This is a genomic window from Arthrobacter sp. SDTb3-6 (genome assembly GCF_013376095.1).
Lineage (GTDB): Bacteria > Actinomycetota > Actinomycetes > Actinomycetales > Micrococcaceae > Specibacter.
In genome coordinates, this window is the sequence record NZ_JAAMFN010000028.1 from 1 (window position 1) to 23,716 (window position 23,716).

25 protein-coding genes and 1 pseudogene are annotated in these 23,716 nt (G+C 66.1%); 9 read left to right on the forward strand and 17 right to left on the reverse strand.

Annotation, left to right across the window (positions count from 1 at the left end; genetic code table 11):
- Positions 1-9 precede the first annotated feature (9 nt).
- From G6035_RS13595 to fdxA, 4 genes are all read right to left on the reverse strand, one after another.
- On the reverse strand, positions 10-192 hold the full coding sequence (locus tag G6035_RS13595) for a hypothetical protein (RefSeq protein ID WP_176617639.1): 183 nt from the start codon (positions 190-192) through the stop codon (positions 10-12).
- Positions 193-317: 125 nt separating this feature from the next.
- Entirely contained in the window at positions 318-1,601 is a 1,284-nt protein-coding gene (locus G6035_RS13600; protein ID WP_176617640.1) for a citrate synthase, read from the reverse strand.
- 243 nt (positions 1,602-1,844) lie between these two features.
- Complete coding sequence (dapC, locus tag G6035_RS13605) at positions 1,845-3,026, reverse strand: succinyldiaminopimelate transaminase (RefSeq protein WP_176617641.1); 1,182 nt, start codon at positions 3,024-3,026, stop codon at positions 1,845-1,847.
- 10 nt (positions 3,027-3,036) lie between these two features.
- Entirely contained in the window at positions 3,037-3,360 is a 324-nt protein-coding gene (gene fdxA / locus G6035_RS13610; protein WP_176617642.1) for a ferredoxin, read from the reverse strand.
- A 108-nt stretch (positions 3,361-3,468) separates the two neighbouring features.
- Here fdxA and G6035_RS13615 point away from each other — a divergent pair, with 108 nt between their 5' ends.
- Positions 3,469-3,699 (forward strand): hypothetical protein, encoded by a 231-nt coding sequence (locus G6035_RS13615; protein ID WP_176617643.1) that lies wholly within the window; start codon positions 3,469-3,471, stop codon positions 3,697-3,699.
- A 77-nt stretch (positions 3,700-3,776) separates the two neighbouring features.
- On the opposite strand, the gene G6035_RS13620 is transcribed toward G6035_RS13615, so the two are convergent.
- The 9 genes from G6035_RS13620 to G6035_RS13660 form a co-directional block, all read right to left on the reverse strand.
- Positions 3,777-4,226, reverse strand: a complete 450-nt coding sequence (locus G6035_RS13620; RefSeq protein WP_176617644.1) for a hypothetical protein — start codon at positions 4,224-4,226, stop codon at positions 3,777-3,779.
- Positions 4,223-5,110 carry a PIG-L family deacetylase gene (locus G6035_RS13625; protein ID WP_176617645.1) on the reverse strand — a complete coding sequence of 296 codons (888 nt, stop codon included), beginning with the start codon at positions 5,108-5,110 and terminating at the stop codon, positions 4,223-4,225. The genes G6035_RS13620 and G6035_RS13625 overlap by 4 nt, the downstream gene beginning before the upstream one ends.
- A gap of 101 nt (positions 5,111-5,211) precedes the next feature.
- The gene (locus G6035_RS13630) at positions 5,212-7,044 is read right to left on the reverse strand and encodes an ABC transporter ATP-binding protein (protein WP_176617646.1); all 1,833 of its coding nucleotides are present in this window, start codon (positions 7,042-7,044) and stop codon (positions 5,212-5,214) included.
- Positions 7,045-7,049: 5 nt separating this feature from the next.
- Positions 7,050-8,063, reverse strand: coding sequence for an ABC transporter permease (locus tag G6035_RS13635; RefSeq protein WP_176617647.1), 1,014 nt, complete (start codon positions 8,061-8,063; stop codon positions 7,050-7,052).
- Positions 8,056-8,982: an ABC transporter permease gene (locus tag G6035_RS13640; RefSeq protein ID WP_176617648.1), complete on the reverse strand. Its 927-nt coding sequence runs from the start codon at positions 8,980-8,982 to the stop codon at positions 8,056-8,058. Before G6035_RS13640 ends, G6035_RS13635 begins: the two co-directional genes overlap by 8 nt.
- 203 nt (positions 8,983-9,185) lie before the next feature.
- Complete coding sequence (locus G6035_RS13645; RefSeq protein ID WP_176617649.1) at positions 9,186-10,826, reverse strand: ABC transporter substrate-binding protein; 1,641 nt, start codon at positions 10,824-10,826, stop codon at positions 9,186-9,188.
- Positions 10,827-11,073: 247 nt separating this feature from the next.
- A complete protein-coding gene (gene typA, locus G6035_RS13650; protein WP_176617650.1) occupies positions 11,074-12,990 on the reverse strand; it encodes a translational GTPase TypA in 1,917 nt (638 codons plus the stop codon).
- Between the two features lie 295 nt (positions 12,991-13,285).
- Positions 13,286-15,073, reverse strand: a complete 1,788-nt coding sequence (locus tag G6035_RS13655) for an ABC transporter substrate-binding protein (protein WP_176617651.1) — start codon at positions 15,071-15,073, stop codon at positions 13,286-13,288.
- Between the two features lie 259 nt (positions 15,074-15,332).
- Complete coding sequence (locus G6035_RS13660) at positions 15,333-15,869, reverse strand: DinB family protein (protein WP_176617652.1); 537 nt, start codon at positions 15,867-15,869, stop codon at positions 15,333-15,335.
- A gap of 87 nt (positions 15,870-15,956) precedes the next feature.
- On the opposite strand from G6035_RS13660, the gene G6035_RS13665 reads away from it, so the two are divergent.
- Positions 15,957-16,349 (forward strand): VOC family protein, encoded by a 393-nt coding sequence (locus tag G6035_RS13665; protein WP_176617653.1) that lies wholly within the window; start codon positions 15,957-15,959, stop codon positions 16,347-16,349.
- 58 nt (positions 16,350-16,407) lie between these two features.
- Positions 16,408-16,881 (forward strand): hypothetical protein, encoded by a 474-nt coding sequence (locus G6035_RS13670; protein ID WP_176617654.1) that lies wholly within the window; start codon positions 16,408-16,410, stop codon positions 16,879-16,881.
- 34 nt (positions 16,882-16,915) lie between these two features.
- On the opposite strand, the gene G6035_RS13675 is transcribed toward G6035_RS13670, so the two are convergent.
- Positions 16,916-17,410, reverse strand: a complete 495-nt coding sequence (locus tag G6035_RS13675; RefSeq protein ID WP_176617655.1) for an isoprenylcysteine carboxylmethyltransferase family protein — start codon at positions 17,408-17,410, stop codon at positions 16,916-16,918.
- A gap of 193 nt (positions 17,411-17,603) precedes the next feature.
- Here G6035_RS13675 and G6035_RS13680 point away from each other — a divergent pair, with 193 nt between their 5' ends.
- Entirely contained in the window at positions 17,604-18,137 is a 534-nt protein-coding gene (locus G6035_RS13680) for a sugar O-acetyltransferase (RefSeq protein WP_176617656.1), read from the forward strand.
- A gap of 122 nt (positions 18,138-18,259) precedes the next feature.
- On the opposite strand, the pseudogene G6035_RS13685 reads toward G6035_RS13680, so the two are convergent.
- Positions 18,260-19,341 (reverse strand): annotated as a pseudogene (locus G6035_RS13685) (amidohydrolase family protein).
- A 219-nt stretch (positions 19,342-19,560) separates the two neighbouring features.
- A complete protein-coding gene (locus tag G6035_RS13690) occupies positions 19,561-19,947 on the reverse strand; it encodes a Rid family detoxifying hydrolase (protein ID WP_176617657.1) in 387 nt (128 codons plus the stop codon).
- A gap of 224 nt (positions 19,948-20,171) precedes the next feature.
- Here G6035_RS13690 and G6035_RS13695 point away from each other — a divergent pair, with 224 nt between their 5' ends.
- From G6035_RS13695 to G6035_RS13705, 3 genes are read left to right on the forward strand one after another with little or no spacing between them, the layout of a single operon-like run.
- Positions 20,172-20,852, forward strand: coding sequence for a histidine phosphatase family protein (locus tag G6035_RS13695; protein WP_176617658.1), 681 nt, complete (start codon positions 20,172-20,174; stop codon positions 20,850-20,852).
- Positions 20,853-20,888: 36 nt separating this feature from the next.
- Positions 20,889-21,443: a DUF3090 domain-containing protein gene (locus G6035_RS13700; protein ID WP_176617659.1), complete on the forward strand. Its 555-nt coding sequence runs from the start codon at positions 20,889-20,891 to the stop codon at positions 21,441-21,443.
- Positions 21,443-22,210, forward strand: coding sequence for an SCO1664 family protein (locus tag G6035_RS13705; protein ID WP_176617660.1), 768 nt, complete (start codon positions 21,443-21,445; stop codon positions 22,208-22,210). The genes G6035_RS13700 and G6035_RS13705 overlap by 1 nt, the downstream gene beginning before the upstream one ends.
- A gap of 38 nt (positions 22,211-22,248) precedes the next feature.
- Here G6035_RS13705 and G6035_RS13710 read toward each other — a convergent pair whose 3' ends face one another.
- On the reverse strand, positions 22,249-22,392 hold the full coding sequence (locus G6035_RS13710) for a hypothetical protein (protein ID WP_176617661.1): 144 nt from the start codon (positions 22,390-22,392) through the stop codon (positions 22,249-22,251).
- A gap of 71 nt (positions 22,393-22,463) precedes the next feature.
- Here G6035_RS13710 and G6035_RS20640 point away from each other — a divergent pair, with 71 nt between their 5' ends.
- Together G6035_RS20640 and G6035_RS13720 are read left to right on the forward strand one after the other, a co-directional pair.
- Complete coding sequence (locus tag G6035_RS20640; RefSeq protein ID WP_371131018.1) at positions 22,464-22,607, forward strand: LysR family transcriptional regulator; 144 nt, start codon at positions 22,464-22,466, stop codon at positions 22,605-22,607.
- A 548-nt stretch (positions 22,608-23,155) separates the two neighbouring features.
- Complete coding sequence (locus G6035_RS13720; RefSeq protein ID WP_176617662.1) at positions 23,156-23,590, forward strand: hypothetical protein; 435 nt, start codon at positions 23,156-23,158, stop codon at positions 23,588-23,590.
- Positions 23,591-23,716 lie beyond the last annotated feature (126 nt).

A 23,716-nucleotide genomic window follows, 5' to 3' on the forward strand; every position in this document is an offset into this window, starting at 1 on the left:
GCCGCGCGGCTACTTTCTGCCGGCGATCCCTGCCTTCCCGCGGTACAGGAAGGCGAGGGCCGCCACCAGGAGCACGGCGGCGATTATGAAATACGGGAGGAACGCGCCCTTGCCGATGAGGATCATGATCCCCAGCACGACGACCACGATGCCAAAGGCAAGGGCAAAGGACTGCAACAACATTTTCTTCACGGCGGGTGTTTCCTCGTTCAGGGGGCGTGGTTCAGGGGGCGTGGTTCAGGGGGTGGTCTGGGGGAAATGGCAAACGGCGGTGGGCGGCCTCCAGGGGAAGCCGCCCACCGCCGTCGTACCGGCCTTTACCGCGACGGGTACATGCGTTCCGGCTCGCCTGTGTACAGCTGGCGGGGGCGGCCGATCTTGGTCTGCGGGTCCTTCATCATTTCACGCCACTGCGCGATCCAGCCGGGCAGGCGGCCGATGGCGAAGAGCACCGTGAACATCTTTTCGGGGAAGCCCATGGCCTTGTAGATCAGGCCGGTGTAGAAGTCCACGTTCGGGTAGAGTCTGCGGGAGACGAAGTACTCGTCCGTCAGGGCGACTTCCTCCAGGTGCATGGCGATGTCCAGGAGCTCGTCGTTGCCGCCGAGCTTCGCCAGGATCTCGTGCGCGGTCTCCTTGACGATCTTGGCGCGGGGGTCGTAGTTCTTGTAGACGCGGTGGCCGAAGCCCATGAGCTTGACGCCGGCTTCCTTGTTCTTCACCCGCTCCACGAACTTCTCCACGGGTTCTCCGCTGGCCTGGATCTGGCGGAGCATGTTCAGCACGGCCTCGTTCGCGCCGCCGTGCAGCGGGCCGAACAGGGCGTTGATGCCGGCGGAGACGGACGCGAACATGTTGGCGTTCGCGGAACCGACCAGGCGCACGGTGGAGGTGGAGCAGTTCTGCTCGTGGTCGGCGTGCAGGATCAGCAGCAGGTCAAGTGCCTTGACCACCACCGGGTCCATCTCATAGGGCTCAGCCGGCAGGCCGAAGCTCAGGCGCAGGAAGTTCTCCACCAGGCCCATGGAGTTGTCCGGGTACAGCATGGGCTGGCCGATGGACTTCTTGTGGGCGTAGGCGGCGATGACGGGCATCTTGGCCATCAGGCGGATGGTGGCCATCTCCACCTGGTCGTCGTCGAACGGGTCCAGGGAGTCCTGGTAGAACGTGGACAGGGCCGACACGGCGGAGGAGAGCACCGGCATGGGGTGCGCATCGCGCGGGAAGCCGCCGAAGAAGCCCTTGAGGTCCTCGTGCAGCATGGTGTGGCGGCGGATCCGCGAATCAAAGTTGTCCAGCTCGGAGGCGGACGGGAGGTTCCCGTAGATCAGCAGGTAGGACACTTCCAGGAAGTTGGAGTGCTGGGCCAGTTCCTCGATGGGGTACCCGCGGTAGCGCAGGATGCCCTTGTCGCCGTCGATGTAGGTGATGGCCGAGGACGTGGCGGCCGTGTTCACGAAACCGGGGTCGAATGTGACCGCGCCGGTGCTTGCCAGCAGTTTGGACACGTCGTAGCCGGCGTTGCCTTCTACGGCTTCAATCCGCGGAAGCTCGAGCTCTCCGCCGTCGTAGCGCAGTGTGGCGCTCGTGGATTCAGACATGGAGTCCCCTTCATGAGGTAGCCTGCGAAAGGCTTTGGTCAGATCTATGCGACTGTTCCGCCCGCGGGGTTCACCGCGCACCGCAGGACCCGGCTGCGCGGGCCTCGAAGTTGCTGCGGGGCAGCGGCTGCAAATCGGCGCAACGGTGCACGGTGGCATAGACGTCTATGTACGAAACTACCGCTTAGGTGCCGCCGAGCACTAATCCGCGGTCCGTTTTACGGCCTCCGCAGGGGTGAAACGTCACGAATTTGCGCCGAGCCGCGCCACGGCGGCCGCGACGCGTTCATCCGTTCCGGTCAGGGCCACGCGGATGAAACCATGCCCGGCGTCGCCGTAAAACGTGCCGGAACCGACCACAATGCCGCGTTCGGCGAGCCTGCCGATGGTGGTCCAGGTGTCCTCGCCGGCTGTGCACCACAGGTAAAGCCCTGCCTCGGAGTGGTGGATGGTGAGCCCAAAGGCCTCCAGGGCGCCAACCAGCTGTTCGCGGCGCGCCCGGTAGCGGGCCTTTTGCGCGCTGACGTGGGCGTCGTCGCCCAGGGCCACACGCATGGCTTCCTGCACCGGGTACGGCACGATCATGCCGGCGTGCTTGCGGCTGTTGACCAGGTTCGCCATGATGGCCGGGTCCCCGGCCACAAAGGCGGCCCGGTAGCCGGCCACGTTGGACTGCTTGCTCAGCGAGTAGACGGCCAGCAGGCCGTCGTGGCTGCCGCCGGTGACGCGGGGGTCCAGGATGCTGGGCACGGGCTCGCCGCCGTTTTCCGTATCCCACCGGCCCCAGCCCAGCTCGCCGTAACATTCGTCGGACGCGACGACGGCGCCCACCTCGCGGGCCTGGGCCACGACCGCGGCCAGGGACTCCACCGGGCGCACAATCCCGGTGGGGTTGCCCGGGGAATTGACCCAGACCAGGCGCACACGGGACCGGGTGTCGGCGTCGAGCCCGTCCAGCGAATCGGCGGCCACCGCGGTGGCACCGGCAAACACGGCACCCATGTCGTAGGTGGGGTAGGCCACCGTGGGGCGGACAACGACGTCGCCCCTGCCCAATCCCAGCAGCAGCGGAAGCCAGGCCACGAGTTCCTTCGAACCCACGGTGGGCATGACGTTCTCCGGGTCCAGGCCGGGCACGTTGCGCCGGCGTGCGAACCAGTCCACGATGGCCTGGCGCAGTTCCGGCGTCCCGTGCGTGGTGGGATAGCCCGGCGCGTCCGAGGCCGCCTTCAGCGCGTCCTGGATCAGCGCCGGGGTGGGGTCCACGGGCGTGCCGATGGACAGGTTCACCAGGCCGTCCGGGTGCCCGGCCGCCGTGGCCAGGTACGGCGCCATGGAGTCCCACGGGTAGTCGGGCAGCTGCAGGCCGTGGCGGACGGTGCCCTGGGGCGCGGTGGCGGCCGCCGTGGTCGGTTCCGTTGTCATGGGGTGCGGCTCAGTCCTGGTTCTGCGGGGGCAGCGCGGCGATCAGGGGGTGGTCGGTGTGCGTGTTGCCGATCTTGGCCGCGCCACCCGGGGAGCCCAGGACGTCAAAGAACTCAACATTGGCCTTGTAGTACTCGGCCCACTCCTCCGGGGTGTCGTCCTCGTAGTAAATCGCCTCCACGGGGCAGACGGGTTCACAGGCACCACAGTCAACGCATTCGTCGGGGTGGATGTAGAGCGAGCGTTCGCCTTCATAGATACAGTCAACAGGGCACTCCTCCACACATGCCTTGTCCTTGACATCCACGCACGGCTGCGCAATTACATACGTCACGTCCCGACCTTCCTCGCAAAGAATCACCCGCCGGCTGGATGGCCGCGGTACGTTCATTATCCCCCACGGCACACCCTCCCGCATCCCGGCGAGACTTAGTATGAAGACGTGAACCGTGCCCTTGAAGTCCTCGCCGCCCTGCCCCTGGGCACCCGGGTGGTGGTCCGCTACAGGATCGACGGCGGCGCCACCGACGCGCTGGGCAACCTCACGGCCCGCGATGCGCTCGGGGTGAGCGTGGCGGCCCGGACCGGTGAGGTGGCCATTGCGTACGACGACGTCCTGCTGGCCAAGCCCGTTCCCCCGCCTCCCCCACGCCGCGCGCCGCGCTTCCCCTAGGCGTGGGGCCGCCCTTGCGCGCCGGCGGGGCAGCACCGGCGGACGGGCGGCGGCACGGACCCGCCACGGCCGTGCGTTCAGCGGCTCCGGCGCAGGACGGCCCAGGCCAGCCACGCCATCAAGGGTGAAACCACCGCGATCCCGAACAGCCACACCGTCCCCTGGATGTTGGCGGAGATCATCCCAAACGCCCCGCGCTGCTGCGACAATACGCCCGCACACAGGTAGGCGGCCCCGCCGCACAGCACCACCAGCCACGCGCTCCGGCTCCACAGCCCCACAAAAAGTTCGACGGAGGCCAGCAGGAGCAGGGCGGCCACGGCACCAAGGGGAATGGCGGTGCCGCCGGCGTACCAGAGGTGCCCGTGGAGCGAGGTGCCCAGGAAGCCCGTGCCGATGCCGGCGGCCAGGGCAGCCGTCACCACGGCCCAGCGGCTCGGCTTCGGCCAGCGTCCCCCCTCCGGCCCCGGAACAGGGTCCGCGGGCCCCCCGTCCGGGGACGGCCCGTCCCCCGTGGGGCCGCTCATCCGGCCCCGGAAGACGGGGCGGGCATCAGTTCCACAAATTCCTCCACGCCGCAGATGTCCCGCCACTCACCGTCGGAGAGCGCGTAGCGGTCCCCGTCCACGGTGATCTGCGTCCGGTGCGCCCGCATGGCAGCAGCCTTGGCCGCCTTGTTGCCGGCCACCGCAATCCGGGCGGTGCCGGGTTCCAACGGGCGTTCGGGACGGTCGCTGACGATCGCGAAAACGTGGGGCACGGTCCAGCCGGGGGTGCCATTTTCAGCTCCTGCGGCCAGGCCCAGGGCGGCCAGGACCAGCTCGTGGGTGCGGACGTGGTCCGGGTGGCCGTAGCCGCCGTCGGCCGCATAGGTCACCACGGCATCAGGCCGCAGGGCGCGGATGGCGGCCGCCGCGAGGGCCGCCTCCCCTTCGAGGGAGCCGCGGGACAGCGAACCCTCCAGGACGGTCGACGCGGCCATGGCCCGGCCGTCGGGCCCCCACTGCATGCCCGAATCGCGGAACACCACCGGGCCGGCGGCCGGTGCAGTGGCCCCCTGGCCCAGCCAAAGGTGTTCCCGGACGCCCAGCGCCTCGAGCGCTGCGGCCAGTTCCCGTTCGCGCACACGGGCCAGCCCCGTGCCGTCGGCGGGCGGGGCACCCGGCCCGGTTCCGGCGTCGTGCGCGGCGGGCAGGCGCAGCGCCCGGCCCACTTCCAGGTGGCCCAGCTCGGCGGGGATGACCTCGCCCAGTTCGCCGCGCGTGCACGTCAGCAGCGCCACGCGGGCCCCGGCAGCAGCATAGGCGGCAATCGTCGATCCCGTGGCGAGGGTTTCGTCGTCCGGGTGCGCATGGATGAAAAGCAGCGTGGCGTCGGGGCCCACTCCGGGCAGCAGCGTGGGGATCTCCATGGCACCCAATCTACCCGAATGGCACCGGCGGATACGCCGATGGCCGGCACGCCCCCGGACAAGGGGGCATGCCGGCCATCTGGCGGGGCACGTGCCGGCGGCTACACCAGCAGCGTGGCCCCCGGAATCGCGTTGAGCAGTTCCTGCGTGTAGACCTGCTTCGGGTTGCTGAAGACCTCGTCCGTGGAGGCGGCCTCCACCACGCGGCCCTTCTGCATGACGGTGACGTGGTCGGCAATCTGGCGGACCACGGCGAGGTCGTGCGTGATGAACAGGTACGTCAGGCCCAGGTCCTCCTGCAGCTCGTTGAGCAGGTTCAGCACCTGTGCCTGCACCAGCACGTCCAGCGCGGACACGGCCTCGTCACAAATGATCACGTCCGGGTTCAGGGCCAGTGCACGCGCAATGGCGATGCGCTGGCGCTGGCCGCCGGAGAGCTCATTGGGGAAGCGGTGCATGGTGGAGGCAGGCATGGACACCTGGTCCAGCAGCTCACGGACCTTCTTTTCCCGGGACTTGGCATCGCCGATCCTGTGGATCTTCAGCGGTTCCTCGATGGTCCGGTAGATGTTGAACATCGGGTCCAGCGAACCGTACGGGTCCTGGAAAATCGGTTGCACGCGGCGGCGGAAGTCAAAGAGCGCCTTCCCCTTGAGCGTGTTCACCTCCACCCCGTCGAACAGGATGCTGCCCTCGGTGGGCGCCAGCAGGCTCAGGGCCATCTGGGCCACGGTGGACTTGCCCGAGCCGGACTCCCCCACGATCGCCATGGTGGTGCCGCGGGGAACGCTGAAGGAAACATCGTCCACCGCCTTGAAGTCCGAGGACTTGCCGAGCGCGCCGCGGAGCTTGAACACCTTGGTGAGGTTCTTGATCTCCAGGATGGTCTCGCCGGCCTGGGCGCCCTTCCGCTGACCGTCCAGGGACGCAGCGGGCGGCTTGGCCGCCGCTGCAGGGATGGACGACGGCGCATGCCCGGCGTCCGCGGGCGTCGCACCGGCGGTATCAGGGGCGGTGTCGGCGTCCGCGGGCGTGTCCAGCTCGGCGACGGCTGCCGCCAGGGCGTCCTTGGCCTTCTGCGACTGCAGCCGGCGGGACGCCAGCGACGGCGCGGAGTTGACCAGGCGCTGCGTGTACGGGTGCTGCGGGTTGCGCAGGATCTCCAGGGCGGGACCTGACTCCACCACCTGCCCCTTGTACATGACCACCAGCTTCTCGGCACGCTCGGCGGCGAGGCCGAGGTCGTGGGTGATGAGCAGCACGGCGGTGCCCAGCTCCGTCGTCATCCGGTCCAGGTGGTCCAGGATCTGGCGCTGCACCGTCACGTCCAGGGCGGAGGTGGGCTCGTCGGCGATAAGCAGGCGGGGCCGGCAGGCGAGCCCGATGGCGATGAGTGCGCGCTGGCGCATGCCGCCGGAGAACTCGTGCGGGTACTGCTTGGCCCGGGCCGCCGCATCGGGCAGCCCGGCCTCGGAGAGGACCTCCGCGACCCGTTCCTTGGAGTTGGCGCCGGCCAGGCCGTTCGCCTTGAGCGTTTCCTTGACCTGGAAGCCGATCTTCCACACCGGGTTCAAGTTGGACATCGGGTCCTGGGGGACCATGCCGATCGAATTTCCGCGGAGTTCAATGATCCGCTTTTCGCTGGCGTTGGCAATGTCCTCGCCGTCAAAGATGATCCGCCCGGCACTGACCCGCCCGTTGGAGGGCAGCAGGCCGATGGCCGCCAGCGCCGTCGTCGACTTGCCCGAACCGGACTCACCCACAATGGCCACCGTTTCCCCGGGCATGATGGTCAGGTGCGCATTGCGCACCGCCTTCACCGGGCCGTTGGAGGTCTCGAAGGTGATGGCCAGGTCACGGATCTCGAGCAGGGGCGCGTCATCCGCACGGGGTGCCGCTGGTTTCACAGTTTCGTCTTTTGCATGGTTTGACATGGCCGTCACCGCTTCCTTGCCTTGGGGTCGAGCGCATCACGCAGGGCGTCGCCCAGCATGATGAAGCTCAGGACGGTGATGGACAGTGCCACGGCGGGCCACAACAGCACGCCGGGGTTGTTGCGGACCTGCGGCTGGGCGGCCGCAATGTCATTGCCCCACGACATGACCGTGTCCGGCAGGCCGATGCCCAGGAAGGACAGCGTCGCTTCTGCAACGATGAAGGTGCCCAGCGAGATGGACGCCACCACGATGATGGGGGCCAGCGAGTTGGGGATGACGTGTCGCACCAAGGCGCTGAAGCGCGAAAGGCCCAGTGCCTTGGAGGCGGTGACGAAGTCGGCATTGCGGTTTTCAATCACCGCGCCGCGCGTGATTCGGGCGATTTGCGGCCAACCGAATATCACCAGGGTCAGGACCACCGTCCACACGCTCCGGTTGTCGCGGAAGGCGGGAAGCTGCATGACAACGATGGCGCCAAGGATCAGCGGCAGGGCGAAGAAGATGTCGCCCAGGCGGGCCAGGATGGCGTCGATCCAGCCGCCGTAGTAGCCGGCCAGGGCACCCATGATGCCGCCAACCACGAGCACTCCCAGGGTGGTGAAGACACCCACCATGAGTGACGCCCGCGTGCCGTAGACCATGCGCGAATAAACATCGCAGCCTTGCAGCGTGAAGCCGAGCGGGTGCCCTGCACGGGCCCCTTCAGAGGAATCGTTCAGGCTGCAGCTGGTGGGATCCACGCTGGCGAACAGGTGGGGCAGGAAGGCGACCACGAGGACAAAGATGATCAGGAGGGCGGAGATGATGAACAGCGGCTGCCGGCGCAGGTTTCGCCAGGCATCCGCCCACAGGCTCAGGGGGGCTTCCGATTCATCGACATTGTCTATGGCTGCCAGGGGTGTTTCCTCCAGCGGGGCCACGAAGTGTTCAATGACCCGGCTGGACGTCTTGCCCTGACGCGCGGCCGGGATCACCGGCTTGGTCAGGTCTGTTTCAGGTGTGAGTTTCTCAGACATAGCGAATCCTTGGGTCGAGCCATGCGTACAAAAGGTCCACAACCAGGTTGGCCACCACGAAGACGATGACCAGGATGCCGACCACGGCCACCACGGTGGCGCTTTCGCCCTTTTGGATGGCCTTGTAGAGCAGGTTGCCAACGCCGGGGACGTTGAAGATGCCCTCGGTGACAATGGCGCCGCCCATGAGCGAGCCAAGGTCCGCGCCGAGGAAGGTGACAACCGGGATCAGCGAGTTGCGCAAAATGTGGACCACCACCACCCGGGGCCGGCTCAGGCCCTTCGCCGTGGCGGTGCGCACGTAGTCGGCGTTCATGTTTTCGCTGATGGAGGCCCGGGTGAGCCGGATGACGTACGCCAGGGACACCAGCCCCAGGACGAGCGCCGGCAGGATGAGTTCATCCCAGGGTGCGGCGCCGCTGACGGTGGGGCGGGCCCAGCCGAGCTGGACGCCGATGACCAGCTGGAGCACAAAGCCCAGAACGAAGGTGGGGACGGCGATGACGACAAGCGAGGCGACCAGGACAGTCGCGTCGAAGAGCTTTCCCTTCCGCAGGCCGGCGATGACGCCGAACAGCACGCCGAAGACGGCCTCGATGGCCAATGCCATGATGGCCAGGCGTGCGGTGACAGGATAGGCACGGCCAATGACGGCGGAGACGTCCTGTCCGGAGAACGTCTGGCCCAGGTTGAGGGTCACGAGGTTCTTCAGGTACAGGCCGTACTGGATCCAGAACGGCTGGTCCAGGTTGTATTGGGCCCGGAGTGCGGCTTCGACGGCGGGTGCCATCGGCTTGCCGCCGGACAGTGCAGCAATGGGATCGCCAGGAGTTGCAAAGACAAGGAAGTACACCAGCAGCGTGGCCCCAAAGAAGACGGGAACCAGCTGCAGGAAACGACGGAGCGTGAACATGACCATTACGGTGTTTCCCCCTCCGGTGTTCCTGTTGGCAAATCGTTCATGAAATTACCTGTTCAGATAGTGGACGGTACTGGACAACTGGCGGGATCTCCGCTTTGTCTCTAGTACGGAAAGTAGCACATGGGAGTGTGATTCAGACAATAAAAGGGGGACCCGGCATGTAGGCCGGGTCCCCCACTTAAGCAACAGCCCTAAGAATATTACTTGGCAGTAATGTTGTAGTACAGCGGAACGCCGTTCCAGCCGAACTGCACGTTGGTGACGTTGTTGCTCCAAACACCCTGGACTGCCTGGTACCACAGCGGGATGACCGGAAGGTCCTTGAGCAGGATTTCCTGTGCCTGGTTGAAGATCTTGTTGCCTTCTTCAACGGACTTGGCGGCCAGGCCCTCCTTCAGCTTGGCGTCAAACGCCGGACTGGAGTAGTCGCCGTCGTTGGAACCGGCACCGGTGCCATACAGCGGGCCGAGGAAGTCCTGCAGCGACGGGTAGTCCGCCTGCCAGCCTGCGCGTGAGGCGCCGGTGAGCTTCTTGGAGTTGATCAGGTCACGCGACTGCTTGAACGTGGCGATCGGGTTCAGCTGCGCCTTGATCCCCAGGGTGGTGGCGATCTGGTTGGCCATGGCCGTGATGTATTCCTTGTTGCCGGCGCCATCGATGTTGGAGGTGATGGTGAAGACCTTGCCGGCCGGCCAGGGGCTGATCTTGTCCGCCGCGGCCCAGAGTTCCTTGGCCTTGGTGGGGTTGTACTTCAGCACGTCGCTGCCGGGCAGGTTGCCGTCGTAGCCGTCCAGCACGGGCGAGGTGAACTCCGTGGCCACCTTCTTGTTGCCGTAGAAGATCTTGTCGATGATCTGCTGGCGGTTGATCGACATCGAGATGGCCTGGCGGCGCATCTGGCCGGCCTCACCCTTGAACTCGGGCAGGTAGCTCGGGATCGTCATGGTCGCGTTGCCGGCATAGGCCTGGTTGACAAAACGGCCCTTGAAGTCCGTCTTGAAGTTCTGCAGGCCGCTCGGTGGCACCTGGTCAAGGACATCCAGGTTGTCCGACTGCACGTCGGTGTAGGCGGCATCCGGGCTGGAGTACAGCGTGAAGGTCACGCCGCCGTTCTTGGGCTTGTTCGGCCCCTTGTACTTGTCGTTCGGAATCAGCGTGATGGAGGTGTCATGCTTCCAGCCGCCGGGAGCCAGCTTGTACGGACCGTCGCCGACCGGGTTCTGGCCATAGGCCTTGATGTCCTTGTAGGCGGATTCGGGCATCGGGTAGAAGGCCGTGTAGCCGAGGGCCAGCGGGAAGTCGGATTCCGGGGCGGACAGGTCGACCGTGAAGGTGGTGTCATCCACAACCTTCAGGCCCTCCATCTTGTCCAGGGTGGACTTGGGGGCGCTGACCTTGTCGTAGCCCTTGATGGGTGCGAAGAAGTAGCTGTTCAGCTGCGCGTTCTTGGCTGCCGCACCGTAGTTCCATGCGTCAACAAAGTTCTTTGCCGTGATGGGGGTGCCGTCGCTGAACACCTGCCCCGGCTTGATCTTGATCGTGTAGTGCTGGGAGTCCGTGGTTTCGATGGACTGGGCCAGTTCGTTCACGGTCTTGCCGTGGACGTCGTAGCTGACCAGGCCTGCGAAGATCAGGTCCATGACACGGCCGCCGCCAACTTCGTTGGTGTTCGCCGGCAGCAACGGGTTTTGTGGCTCGGTGCCGTTTGCCGTGATGGCCTTGCTGGTGTTGCCACCGGCGGCGCCGGTATTGCCGCCACCGGACGTCCCGCCACAGGCGGTGAGGGACATGGCCAGAACTGCTGCCACGCCCAGTGCTTTGGAAGTGCGCGAGAAACGCATTCCGCCTCCTTGGTTATGAAATGGATTCGAGTTAAGACTGCCCAACAGCTTGTTCGTCGTTGAACGTGAACGTGTCCCAGCTCATACCGGACTAGGCTACCCGGAAATAGTTACCAGCAAGTAATCCCGAACCCGTCCCGCCCAGATCTTTATACAGATGAAACCTTTAAAGGCAGCAGCCCGCCCCTGCCAAGGCAGGGACGGGCTGCTGTGCGGCAGGCGCGGATGGCGTGCCGGCGTGCGCAGATCAGACCTTGGCGCGGCTGCGGTACGCCTTGGCCCGGTCGCTGGCGTTGAGGATGACCTTGCGGATGCGGATGGCCTCCGGGGTTACCTCAACGCACTCGTCTTCGCGGGCGAATTCCAGGGATTCCTCCAGGGTCAGGGTGCGCGGCGGGGTCATGTTCTCGAAGGTGTCCGAGGACGCGGCACGCATGTTGGTGAGCTTCTTTTCCTTCGTGATGTTCACGTCCATGTCATCCGAGCGGGAGTTTTCGCCCACGATCATGCCCTCGTACACCTCGGAGGTGGGCTGCACGAAGAAGTTCATGCGCTCCTGCAGGTTGATCATGGCGAACGGGGTGACGACGCCGGAGCGGTCGGCCACGATGGAACCGTTGGTGCGGTATTCGATGGGGCCGGCCCACGGCTCGTAGCCTTCGGAGATGGAGGCGGCAATGCCGGCACCGCGGGTGTCGGTCATGAAGCGGGTGCGGAAGCCGATCAGGCCGCGGGCGGGAACGATGAATTCCATGCGGCACCAGCCGGTGCCGTGGTTGGCCATGTTGGTCATGCGGCCCTTTCGGGCGGCCATGAGCTGGGTGACGGAGCCGAGGTATTCCTCGGGCACGTCGATGGTCATGTGTTCCATCGGCTCGTTGACCTTGCCGTCAATCATCTTGGTGACAACCTGCGGCTTGCCCACGGTCAGCTCGAAGCCTTCGCGGCGCATCTGCTCAACCAGGATGGCCAGGGCGAGCTCGCCGCGGCCCTGGACTTCCCAGGCGTCGGGGCGCTCGGTGGGGAGAACCTTCAGGGACACGTTGCCCACAAGTTCCTTGTCGAGGCGGTCCTTGACCTGGCGGGCGGTGACCTTGTGGCCCTTGACGCGTCCGGCAATCGGGGAGGTGTTGATTCCGATGGTCATGGAGATCGCGGGGTCGTCCACCGTGATCAGCGGCAGCGGCTGCGGGTTTTCCAGGTCCGTGAGGGTCTCGCCAATGGTGATGTCCTCGATGCCGGCAACGGCCACGATCTCGCCCGGCCCGGCGGATTCGGCCGGCACGCGGGTCAGGGCCTGGGTGGCCAGCAGCTCGGTGATCTTGACCTGCTTGATGCTGCCGTCGTGGCGGTACCAGGCAACGTTCTGGCCCTTGCGCAGGGTGCCGTTGAAGATGCGCAGCAGCGCCAGGCGGCCCAGGAACGGCGAGGCGTCGAGGTTGGTCACATGCGCCTGCAGCACGCCTTCGGGGTTGTAGCGCGGGGCCGGGATGTGCTCGATGATGGTCTTGAACAGCGGCTCAAGGTCCTCGTTGTCCGGTGCGGTGCCGTTGGCGGGCTGCGTCAGCGAGGCGCGGCCCAGCTTGCCGGAGGCATAGACAACGGGAACGTTCAGCACGGCATCCAGGTCCAGGTCCGGGACCTCGTCGGCCAGGTCGGAGGCCAGGCCCAGCAGCAGGTCCATGGACTCGGCCACGACCTCGTCGATGCGGGCGTCCGGGCGGTCGGTCTTGTTGACCAGCAGGATCACGGGCAGCTTCGCAGCCAGGGCCTTGCGCAGCACAAAGCGGGTTTGCGGCAGCGGGCCTTCGGAGGCGTCCACGAGGAGCACCACGCCGTCCACCATGGACAGGCCGCGCTCCACCTCGCCGCCAAAGTCGGCGTGGCCGGGGGTGTCGATGACGTTGATGGTCATGACGGTGCCGTCGGCCGACGGGCCGTTGTAGGCCACGGTGGTGTTCTTGGCCAGGATGGTGATGCCCTTTTCGCGCTCCAGGTCACCGGAGTCCATGACGCGCTCTGCAACATTGCCGTGCTCGGCAAATGAGTGCGTCTGCTTGAGCATGGCGTCCACCAGGGTGGTCTTGCCATGGTCAACGTGCGCCACGATGGCGACGTTGCGCAGGTCATTGCGCGAGGCAGTGTTGAGGGAAGTTTCGCTCATGCGTGAAGACTCGTTTCAGTTGGGCCCGGCTGCAGGCCCGAAAGGGCGACGGCAGAAAGTCACATTTATGTTTGGCCGTGATTCGTCGGCAGATAACACCATTCTAGACGTAGTGCCAAATACGGCCTAGCCACCTTATCGCATGACGGACAGGTTTTCCCACACCGTTGCCGCGGTTTTCGGCGCCAACGCCGCCTTTCTGCGCCAAAAGTACGACGGCGGGAGGCGGGGTCCGTGACGAACCTCACCTGCCGCCGTCGTGCGCCGCCGCATCCGCCGCGGCGTGGGGGCGGGCCTACTTCACGTATTTCCAGTCCCACACGTTCCACCAGATGCCGACCGGCACCGGCGAATACATGACGCCGGCAACATGGGGGCCGTTGGCCGCCGCGGCGCTGCGCGCGAACAACGGCAGCCCGTAGCCGGCCCCGACCACCAGCTTGTCAATCTGCATTTTCAGGGCGTCCTGCTTGGCGGAGTCCGGCTCCTGGGCCAACTGCCCGGCCAACTGGTCCACCACCGTGTTGGAGAAGTTGTTCAGGTTGGACACGGCGCCCGTGCGGAACACCTGCGGCACCTGGACGGATCCGGTGGGGTTGCTGGTCCAGCCGTACAGGGCGACGTCGAACGCGCCGGCCTTGAGCGCCGGGAGCCACTGCCCGGCACCCTTGCCGTCGTCGACGACATTGAAGCCGGCCATCCGGGCCGAGGCCGCCATGAGGTTGAACTCCGTGGACCGCACGGGATCGTCCTTGTTGTAGAGGACACGGACCGTGGGCGTCGCCCCGGCCAGCAGCTTCTTGGACGCGTCGATGTCCGCGGCGGCGTAGGCGGCCGTGCCGTTGCTGGCCGATGATTCCTTATACGGGGTCTGGAGTGCCCGGAACACAAAGGAGTCCAGGACCGTGGCGCCGGGGTTGACCGGCTTGGCCGCCTGGTCCACGATGTCCTGGCGCGGCACCGTTTTCAGGAACGCGGTGCGGAAATCGGGCTTGGCCAGGACGCCCTTGAAATTGAGCACGGCCTGGTCAAAGCCGAGACTGGCACCCACCTGCGTTTGGACGCCGCCGGACTTCGCGTCGGCGAGTGCGGCCGCACTGTCTTGGGTCAGGGCGGGCGAGGCGATGTCGGCCTTGCCTGCCTTCAGGGCTGCGATCTGCGCCTCGGGCCGGGCGGTGTAGTGGACGGTGACGGTGTCCAGGGTGGGCACCGTGCCCCAGTTGTAGTCGGCGTTGCGTGTGAGGACCAGGTCCTTGCCGGCGGTGATGCCCTTGACCAGGTAGGGCCCGTTGGACAAGGCCAGGGAGGGGTCCGGCATCGATTTTGTGTCAAAGCCCGTGTTCCAAAAGTTGGCAATCTTGCGAAGTTCGGGATTTGCCTTGACCGGGGCTGCCGGATCACCCTTCGGGATGCCTTGCAGGAGCGTGACGAGGGCGTTGGCGTCCTTCAGGCCGACCCGGGCTGCCACAATGTGGGCCGGAATGCTCACCGTCGAACCCAGTGCCGTCTCCCAGTCGGAGAACGGCTTGGTGTAGGTCAGGGTCAGCGATGCGCCGTTGTCGCCAATGACGGGCATGGACGTTTGCGACAGCCCGGTGGTGTCCCCCGCATAGTTGAAGTAGGCGTTGCCGCGGGCCACCTTGAAATTGGCGTCCAGGGTTGCGTCGTTGTAGTAGCCGGAGCCGGCGGCCCACTCAAGGAAGAGGTCCGCGGCCGTGACGGGTTCGCCGTCGGACCACTGGACACCGCTGTTGATGGTGTATTTGACGGTCAGCGGCTTGTCGGAGAGTTTCTCATACGTGCCGAACTTGTCATTCCTGACGAGCTTGAGGTTGTTGTCCACGTAGTTGAAGCCGGAGTGCGTGGCGTAGTCGATCCGCGCATTCGTGGCACCCTGTCCGGTGGTGCTGTCCGGGTTGAAGGAGGTAAAGGGGGACGGTTCCAGGACCGTGACGTTCCCTCCCGGGGAGGCCGTGGCCGCCGTGGATCCTTCGGGTGCGGGCGGCGCCGCCGTGCAGGCTCCGAGGGCCAGCACTGCCGCCACGGCCAGGGTGAATGCCTTGGAAATGCGTCCGGCGCGCATTCCACCTCCAGTTTCTTTTGCGTCTGCAGCGGGATGCCGTGCAGTGTGGTTCCCGGGCGCCGGGGCAGTGCCCCGGCAAGGAACGAGCCTGCCTGAAAGACTACCGCAGGCCGCCTTGCCGGTCCCGGGGTTGCCTGGGGCGCCGGGCTGCTTTTGTTATGCGCCGGACCCGCCGCTGGTTTGGCGCCAGTGGACAAGATGCGCCGGACCTGCTTCCGGTCCGGCGCATAAGCGAAGCGGCGTCGTGCCCTAAAAGGCGTTAGTAGCCGGTGGAGCCGTCGAGGCATTCGCGCAGCAGGTCCACATGGCCCAGGTGCCGGGCGTATTCCTCGATCATGTGCGTGTACACCCAGCGCAGGTTGAGTTCCTGGCCGTGCCGCAGTGCGGGAAGCGGGGCGTCGAGGTCCGCCACCGCGGCGGCCAGGGGGCGCACCCGGGCCAGTTCCCCCGTGTAGGCGGCAACGTCGGCGAGCGCCGTGTCCGGGCTGTAGGCGTTGAAGTCGGCATCCGGGTCCTCGGCGCCGTAGCGGGCCGGCTGCGCGGTGCCCGCGACGACGTTGGAGAACCAGTAGCGTTCGACGTCGGTCAGGTGGCGGACAATGCCGGCAATCGTCAGGGCCGACGGCGGCACTGCGGCCTGGCACAGCTGCCCGGCAGTCAGCCCGCCCACCTTGATGGGCAGCGTTTGGCGGTAAAACTCCAGCCAGGATTCCAGCGACTCCCTGTCCCCGGCCATGAAGGGCGGGGCTGTGCGCGTGTCGGGGACGTCAGGTGTGCGGTGTCCGGGCGTGTCCATGGGACAACTCTTCCACAGCGCACGCGGGGTTGTCGGGCTTTCGCCGGCAGGGTGGCCAGGGGCGGGCCTTGGCGGCAGAATTTGTTCATGGCCCTCCTCATTCAAAACCTGTCCTTTGACTCCACCACCCCGGCCGAGACGGCCCGCTTCTGGGCTGATGCCCTGGGCTGGCAGGTCATGGCGGACGGCGACCCCGATGAAGTCGTCCTCGAGCCTGCCGCCGGAAGTCCGCAGGCCGGCATGGTCCCGGACATCCTGTTCCTGCGTGTGCCCGGGCCCAAGGCGGTGAAGAACCGGCTCCATCTTGACCTGCGCCCGGACGACCAGGCGGCGGAAGTGGCACGCCTGGAGGCATTGGGCGCCCGGCGGGTGGACGTCGGCCAGGGCCCCGGCGTCACGTGGGTGGTCATGGCGGACCCGGAGGGCAACGAGTTTTGCGTGCTGCAGGCGTTGACGGACACGGAGCGGACAGGGGCGTAACGCCTCCGGCTGTGGATAACTTCAAGCAGGAAACCCGGTTCGCTGGAAAAATTGCTGCATGGGAATCACCTACTTCGCACTTCCGGTGCCTGCCCCGCTGGTCAACATTGCGCGCATCAATCCGCGTGCGTTCCTGCCCGTGCTGCCGGCAGGACATGCGTGGCCGAACCCTCCCGATGCGCTCCTGTTGGACAAGCCATGGCGTGACTTGAGGGACCTCCTGGGCATGCCACGCGACAAACCGCCAAGGCCTGCCTTTGAACTGCTGCGGGGTGAGGTCAAGGAATACGGTTACGGATGGCTGCCCTACGAGCGGGTCCTCGGGCCCCAGGATATTGCCGGGGTGGCCCGGGACCTGGCGCGGCTGGACCTGGCGGCCATGTACCAGGCGTACTCATCCCTGGTCTCGCCGGATTGGGCCGCCATCATGGACGGACGGCGCTGCACCGTTGAATCCTATGCGAGGAAGGCCAGGGTGTTTACGGCCCGGCTGGCCGAGCGCGGCCAGGGGCTGGTCTACTCCATCGGTTAGTGCCCTCCGGCAGGCTGGCGGGAACGGCCCGCCTTCAGCGCCGTTTGGTGAAGTCCACGGAACGACGGTCCAGCCATCGCGGAGTACGGGCGCAGTACTGCAGGTACTCCTCGCCAAAGCGGTTGCGCAGCGCCTCCTCCTCACGGGCAATCTGGAAACGGTCCATCACCAGGACAAACCCGCCGACGGGCAGCCATGCCGGCAAGGAGCCCCGCTCCACGGCATGGGCAACGAGCAGCCCGGCCACGGCAAGGTACATGGGATTGCGTGATAATCCGTTGCTGCCGCCGGTGACGAGCACCGAGGCGTTCCCGGGCGCCGTGGGATCGGCCGTGGTGCCGTTCCGGGCGAAAGCGCCAAGCGTGGACAGCAGCAAGGTTCCTGACCCCGCCGCCAGTGCCACCGCGACCACGCGGCGCAGCCGCCGCGCCCTGCGGCCCTTCGGGGCCAACCGTTGCAAGACCACTGCAGCTGCCATGGCGACGGGTGGAACGGGAATGCCCTTGTGCCTGTCTGCTCTTGAAGCCATGCCTTCACAGTAGGCCTGAACCGCCCGCAATTTCCAGCATTGGCAGGCCGGCGGCGGGAATCTTCAGCCGCGTTTGTGCGGCTGGTGCCATGCGGCATGGTCTCTCGCCGCCGGTGGCGGGGTCCGCCGGCGCCGGGACAGCTTCAGGACTCCCGGCGGTCTCGATTGGCCGGGTGCACCATAGGGTGGGCACATGGCGGATATCCAAGGACTCGACGCTCTCCTGGCTGCGCTGAAGGCCCAGGAAACGATTCCCGGCGGCTCGCCGCACCACGCGGCCATGCACGCCGCCAGCCAGGACTCGCTGCGCATTACCGCCGAGCTGATCGGCCGCTACCATTCCCCCGATGAGGTCCGGGCCCTGCTGGGTGAGCTGACCGGGCGCGAGGTCCCCGGGTCGCTCCAGCTCTTCCCGCCATTCAGCGCTGACTTCGGCAGGAACATCCGCTTTGGCGACGGCGTGTTCGTCAACAGCGGCTGCCGGTTCCAGGACCAGGGCGGCATTGAAATCGGCGCTGGTTCCCTGATCGGCCACAACGCCGTCATCACCACGTTGAACCACGAAATGTTGCCGGGCCGGCGGGCGGACATACACCCGGCCCGCGTCGTGATCGGCGCGGGCGTGTGGTGCGGGGCCAACGTGACCGTGCTCCCGGGCATAACTGTCGGTGCGGGTGCCGCTGTGGGGGTGCCGGCCAGGCAGGCGGGCACGGTGCCTGAGGGATGACGCCCGACGCGCGGCGGCCCTTGCGTTCCTGCCGGGTCGCGTAATTCGGGATCCACGTGGCAATCACCCGGCTGGGCGGATCCGCCACCGACCGGTCAGGGCCAAGCAGGTCCGACCAGGCGCTAAACCGACACCCCACCTCGACGCACAACGTCCCCGCGTGCCATGACGAAGTCGACTTGCCCGGTCACCGCGATGTCGTCCAGGGGGTCGCCCGGCATCGCGACGATGTCGGCACACGACCCGACCTTCAAGGTGCCGATGTCCTGCCGGCCGAGCATGCGTGCCGCCGTTGAGGTAGCGGCCTTGAGCGCGCGCAAGGGGCTGGGACCGGCCGCCACCGTCGCTGTAAACTCCTTGATGCCGTGGTCGAACGGGAACTTCCCGCAATCGGCGCCGAAGACGACATCTGCATGGTCGGCACGATGAAGACCCCTGATTCGGCGGCCATCCGCACTCCTTCCTCATCAATGAGGTACGCGTGCTCCAGGCTCCGCACCCCCATCTTGATGGCCTGTTTGCATGCGTCGGCCGCCCCTGTGTGTACTGCGACAGGCATGCCCAACTGCCTCGCCGTGGCGCAGGGCGCTTCCATCTCATCGTCGAACCACGTGTTGACGGCAGGGTCGTCACCGAAGCTGAAGTAGCCTCCCGCATTGACCGTCTTGACCCAGGCGGAACCGATGGAGTGCTCGCGGCGCACTGCCGCGCGCACCGCAGCCCGATCATCGGCGAGCGTCGACACCGGCAGATCCCAGCGGGAAGTGTAGAACCCGCTGATGTCGCCGTGCCCGCCGGTAGGGCTGATGATGTGCGCCGCCACGATCAGCCGGGGCCCGCGAACGAGCCCGGCGTCGATGGCATTGCGCAGATCGATCGTCGGATTCCCAGGGTCCATCGCACCCAGGTCGCGCAACGTCGTGCACCCCGCATCAAGGTACCTGCGAGCGATGGCGGGGCCGGTCAACGCCTTCGTGGCCGTCGAACCCAGCGTTTGCCCGGCGAGGGTGGCAGCGTTCATCGTCAGGTGCACGTGGGAGTCGATGAAACCAGGCGACACGGTACAGTCGCGCAGGTCGATCACCTCGACATCCGCAAGGCGGCTCACTGCCCGTGACATTTCCTCGATCACCCCGTCGCGGAGGAGGATCTCCACGTCCCTGCGAAGGTGGGGGGGGAGCCGCCGTCGAATACCCGCCCGCATTGGACTACTTTCGCGCTCATTTTGGCGTTCTCCCACGGCAGCCGCGGAATCGGCAGGTGGCGGGGCGGTGTGATGGCGTGGGCGGGATTGGGCCCACGGGCCTACGGGGCCCAGGGCTGGTTGTGTGAAAGGTTCCGGCGGTGAAAGGCCGCATTGTCGCACTCAACACAGCGGAGGAAATGGAGTCCCATGATGGGAAGCTGCTTCACGTGGGCCCGGTCAGCGCACTGCGACCAGTTCAATTTCCACTCGGGCACCAAGTGGCAGCCCCGCCACGGCAACCGTGGTGCGGGCCGGAAACGGTTCGCTGAAAGTCTCTTGGTAAACAGAATTCATGGCCTCGAAGTCCGCCATGGCTGTCAGGTACACATTGACCTTGACAACATTGTCCCAGCCCAGGCCTGCCTCCGAAAGCACCTGTGCCAGGTTATGAAAGGCCTGGCGCGTCTGGTCTTCGGCGCCGCCTTCCACCAGCTTGCCCGTGGAGGGGTCGACGGGTGCCTGCCCGGACAAGAAGAGCAGCGAGAGTCCGGGCATCGTGGCCGCTTGGGAATAGGGGCCGATGGGTTCGGGCGCTGCCGACGTCAGTACGGCGTGACGTTTCATGTTTTATCCTCCGGTGGTTTACGGGAAGCAGCCTTGTGTGCTTCGCTGAGTCGCCCCGGCGCCGATGCCCGACGTTTCGGCGTCCGCGCGTCGACGCAAGAAACTATGCCGTAAGTCACAAGGACAATCAACTGGGTGTCACTTCAGGGCGTGGGGCCGCCGGCAACGGGAGGCGCGCCCCTGTGTGTTCACACCGCCGTCGACCGGGTGGTTAGGCTGGCTGCATGGCGACAGTTATCCTCGTGCGGCACGGCCGCACCACAGCAAATGCCACCGGGCTGCTGGCCGGAAGGGCCGTCGGCGTCAGCCTGGACCAGACCGGGCGCGACCAGGCGGCCGTGACCGGTGGCCGTCTCGCGGCCATTCCCCTGGTCGGGGTGGTGTCCAGCCCCCTTGAGCGTTGTCAGCAGACGGCCCGGCACATTCTCGATCGGCAGGCGGGCACGCCCTACGCGCCGGTCGATCCCAATCTCACCGAATGCGACTACGGCCGGTGGCAGGGCCGCACGCTCACCGATCTCGCAACCGAGGACCTATGGCCGGTGGTGCAGTCCCAACCGTCCGCGGTCGTCTTTCCCGGCGGCGAATCCATGGCCGCCATGCAGGCCCGGTCGGTGGCAGCGATCCGCCGCCACGATGCAGCCTTCGAAGCCGAGCACGGGCCGGGTGCAGTGTGGGCGGCGGTGAGCCACGGTGACATCATCAAGTCAATACTCGCCGACGCACTCGGCATGCACCTTGACCTGTTTCAGCGCATCAACGTCGGTCCCGCCTCCGTATCGATCGTGCGCTACGGAGCCAGCCGGCCGATCGTCCACGCGACCAACACCGACGCCGGTGATCTGTCCTGGCTGTCGAACGGCATCCAATCCGGCGATGCGCCGGTGGGCGGCGGTGCCAGGTAAAAGGCGCCAAGAACTTCGTGTGCCTAGAATACTGACATGCCTACAAGTGTTCACGAGTTTGCCTGGCCCGATCGGGTCGTCGTTGGCACCATTGGCCTTCCGGGGGCGCGCACGTTCTACCTGCAGGTCCGCCTGGGGGCGCAGATCGTCAGTGTTGCCCTCGAGAAGCAGCAGTCGGCCCTGCTCGCGGAGAAGATCGACGAAATTCTCGACCAGCTCATGACCGTTGAGGGCAACCCCTTCAGCGTTCCCCCCAGCACTCCCATTGAACTTGTCGACAATGACCAGCTCGAGCCCGTTCAGGAGCAGTTCCGCGCAGGGACCCTGAGCCTGGGCTGGGACCCAACGACGGCGCAGGTCGTCATGGAGGCCTATCCCATCACCGACGTCGACGTTGACGTTGACGATGAATCGCCCGATATGGATGACGCCAACGAGACCGAAATGCTGCTGGTGCGGATGCCGGTAGGCGCCGCCCGTGCATTCGCCAAGCGCACCCGTGAGGTCGTGGGCGCCGGACGACCTGCATGCCCGCTCTGCGGTTACCCCATCGACGCCGACGGGCACACCTGCACCCTTCCCGAGCCCTGATGCCGGCACTGGATCTCGTGACCGCCGAGTTGAAGCTGACCGGCCGCATCACGACTGCTTCAAACGCCACCTTCCTGGGCAACATCGGCGACGTGATGGTCGTCTATAAGCCGATAGCCGGCGAAAGCCCACTGTGGGATTTTCCCCACGGCACCCTGGCCCACCGTGAGGTGGCCGCCTACCTGGTCTCCCAGGCCTTTGGCTGGGACGTTGTCCCGCACACCTGGCTGCGCGATGGCCCCATGGGCGAAGGTATGGTGCAGCTCTGGCAGGAGCAGGACCCCGACCAGAGCGCCGTCGACCTGATCGCGACGGACCAGGTGCCGGAGTCGGGCTGGAAACACGTTCTCCAGGGACGCGATGGGAACGGGCAACTGGTCACCCTCGTCCACGAAGACTCACCGGCGCTCAGGCACATGGCGGTGTTCGACGTCGTCGTGAACAACGCAGACCGCAAAGGCGACCACATTCTGGCCATGCCGGACGGCCACCGGCACGGCGTGGACCATGGGCTCACCTTTCACCGTGACCACAAGCTGCGCACGGTGCTGTGGGGGTGGCTGGGAGATGCGCTGACCGCCGAGGAACGCGAAAGCATCGATCGTGTCAGTGAAGGACTGCGCGGTGGGCTGGGCCGGGACTTGGCCGACTTGCTCAGCGCCGAAGAAATCGCATCCCTCGCCGCGCGCTGCGCCCAGTTGCGCCGGGCCGGGCAGTTCCCGTCTCCGAGCGGTGGGATGCCGGCAGTGCCCTGGCCGCTGTTCTAATTCACGATGGAGCAGCCCCTTCAGGCGCCGCCCCTGCCCTACGCGAACATCGGGCGCGGGTCGAAGGTCACCTCTGCGTGAAGGAAGGGCCGTAACGGCTCCGGGTCGCCCGCGTCCCAGCAGGCGAAGTAGGGCTCAGCGATGTCGGCGGGGCGGGTGGGCGGGTCTCCAGAAGTTGTCATAAGCCCATGATTAACCGGTCATCTGCCAGAAGTACAACAAATTATTCCTCCTGGACCTGGCATTGTTGGTTGTGGAACTGCAGCAACTCCATTATGCGATCGAGGTTCAGCGGCGCGGATCCTTTACCTCCGCGGCAGATGCGCTGCACGTCGACCAGTCCGCAGTCTCCGCAAGTCGCAAAGCTGGAGCGGGAACTCGGCGTACGGCCGATTGACCGTGGCCGAAGTCGGGCGCATCGAAGGGGCCGCCGGCGATCCCCCCGGCCTCGCCCGCGGTGCCGTCATCGGATGAAGCATCCCCGGCTATCTCAACATCTTCGCCGAATTCCGCACCGCCCATCCAGGTGTCACGGTCAGCGCCAGCCAAGGCCAGTCGACCGACTTCACCGCCCGCCGAGCCCGACGCGATCACATTCATGGAGGACCCCGTCGCTGCGGGTGTGCCCGCCGGTCACGAATGGGAAGAACGGTCTCGCACCACCCGATGGCGGGCAAGCCGTGCCGCTGGAACACCCGGCCACCGAAAAACTCAAAAGCAGGACAGCTGAAACGCGTAACGCCCGCATTCTCCCCGTGCAAGGCACCCGTGGCGTTCGCCAGGCATGGACGCTGGGCGGGGAGATCAATCGAGAATGCCCACGCAGGATCAAGCCAGCCGGTTCGGGAAACAGGCGAGCAGGACTCAAGAAGCGCGCCTCGACCGATGGCAGTAGTGTGATTCTGAACCACGAATGAATGCCGCAATTGAACTTAGGAGAATCACATGGCCGAGAAGACCGCCGGGCTGTCCAAGGAAGAACGCGAGGCCGTCAAACAGCGCGCCGCGGAGCTGCGGGCACAGGAAAAGGCAGGGAAAAACCGCGCTGCAGGCGAGCAGGCGGTCCGGGAGGCAATCGCCGCGTTGCCGGAGGCCGACCGGCTTCTCGCCGAGGGCATCGACAGGATTGTTTCCGAAGTCGCCCCGCATCTCGTTCCGAAGACCTGGTATGGTTTCCCGTCCTACGCCAACGATGAGGGGAAGGTCGTCGTGTTCTTCAAGGCCGCCTCGAAGTTCACGTCCCGCTACGCCACCCTCGGCTTCGAAGAGGCAGCTAATCTCGATGACGGAGATCTGTGGGTAACCTCGTTCGCCGTGCTGGCGCTGACCCCGGAGACCGAAAAGAAGATCGCGGAGTACGTCCGCAAGGCTGCAAGCTAACTTGTCGGAGTCGTGAGCGGCCGCCCCCGGTACGTGTAGTCAGGGGAAACCCCAGGCATCAAAAACGACCCGATTCCCGCATGCACCGTGCTGGAATCGGGTCGTTTTTGATCCGTGCCGGCAACA

Excerpts from the sequence above, each read along its gene's own strand:
- G6035_RS13635 (WP_176617647.1), bottom strand. The coding sequence starts at position 8,063 with ATGTCTGAGAAACTCACACCTGAAACAGACCTGACCAAGCCGGTGATC.
- G6035_RS13620 (WP_176617644.1), bottom strand. The coding sequence starts at position 4,226 with ATGAGCGGCCCCACGGGGGACGGGCCGTCCCCGGACGGGGGGCCCGCG.
- G6035_RS13695 (WP_176617658.1), top strand. The coding sequence starts at position 20,172 with ATGGCGACAGTTATCCTCGTGCGGCACGGCCGCACCACAGCAAATGCC.
- G6035_RS13625 (WP_176617645.1), bottom strand. The coding sequence starts at position 5,110 with ATGGAGATCCCCACGCTGCTGCCCGGAGTGGGCCCCGACGCCACGCTG.
- G6035_RS13660 (WP_176617652.1), bottom strand. The coding sequence starts at position 15,869 with ATGGACACGCCCGGACACCGCACACCTGACGTCCCCGACACGCGCACA.
- dapC (WP_176617641.1), bottom strand. The coding sequence starts at position 3,026 with ATGACAACGGAACCGACCACGGCGGCCGCCACCGCGCCCCAGGGCACC.
- G6035_RS13645 (WP_176617649.1), bottom strand. The coding sequence starts at position 10,826 with ATGCGTTTCTCGCGCACTTCCAAAGCACTGGGCGTGGCAGCAGTTCTG.
- G6035_RS13720 (WP_176617662.1), top strand. The coding sequence starts at position 23,156 with ATGGCCGAGAAGACCGCCGGGCTGTCCAAGGAAGAACGCGAGGCCGTC.
- typA (WP_176617650.1), bottom strand. The coding sequence starts at position 12,990 with ATGAGCGAAACTTCCCTCAACACTGCCTCGCGCAATGACCTGCGCAAC.
- G6035_RS13680 (WP_176617656.1), top strand. The coding sequence starts at position 17,604 with ATGGCGGATATCCAAGGACTCGACGCTCTCCTGGCTGCGCTGAAGGCC.
- G6035_RS13655 (WP_176617651.1), bottom strand. The coding sequence starts at position 15,073 with ATGCGCGCCGGACGCATTTCCAAGGCATTCACCCTGGCCGTGGCGGCA.
- G6035_RS13665 (WP_176617653.1), top strand. The coding sequence starts at position 15,957 with ATGGCCCTCCTCATTCAAAACCTGTCCTTTGACTCCACCACCCCGGCC.
- G6035_RS13675 (WP_176617655.1), bottom strand. The coding sequence starts at position 17,410 with ATGGCTTCAAGAGCAGACAGGCACAAGGGCATTCCCGTTCCACCCGTC.
- G6035_RS13630 (WP_176617646.1), bottom strand. The coding sequence starts at position 7,044 with ATGTCAAACCATGCAAAAGACGAAACTGTGAAACCAGCGGCACCCCGT.
- G6035_RS13690 (WP_176617657.1), bottom strand. The coding sequence starts at position 19,947 with ATGAAACGTCACGCCGTACTGACGTCGGCAGCGCCCGAACCCATCGGC.
- G6035_RS13705 (WP_176617660.1), top strand. The coding sequence starts at position 21,443 with ATGCCGGCACTGGATCTCGTGACCGCCGAGTTGAAGCTGACCGGCCGC.
- G6035_RS13640 (WP_176617648.1), bottom strand. The coding sequence starts at position 8,982 with ATGGTCATGTTCACGCTCCGTCGTTTCCTGCAGCTGGTTCCCGTCTTC.
- G6035_RS13600 (WP_176617640.1), bottom strand. The coding sequence starts at position 1,601 with ATGTCTGAATCCACGAGCGCCACACTGCGCTACGACGGCGGAGAGCTC.
- G6035_RS13700 (WP_176617659.1), top strand. The coding sequence starts at position 20,889 with ATGCCTACAAGTGTTCACGAGTTTGCCTGGCCCGATCGGGTCGTCGTT.
- G6035_RS13670 (WP_176617654.1), top strand. The coding sequence starts at position 16,408 with ATGGGAATCACCTACTTCGCACTTCCGGTGCCTGCCCCGCTGGTCAAC.
- G6035_RS13710 (WP_176617661.1), bottom strand. The coding sequence starts at position 22,392 with ATGACAACTTCTGGAGACCCGCCCACCCGCCCCGCCGACATCGCTGAG.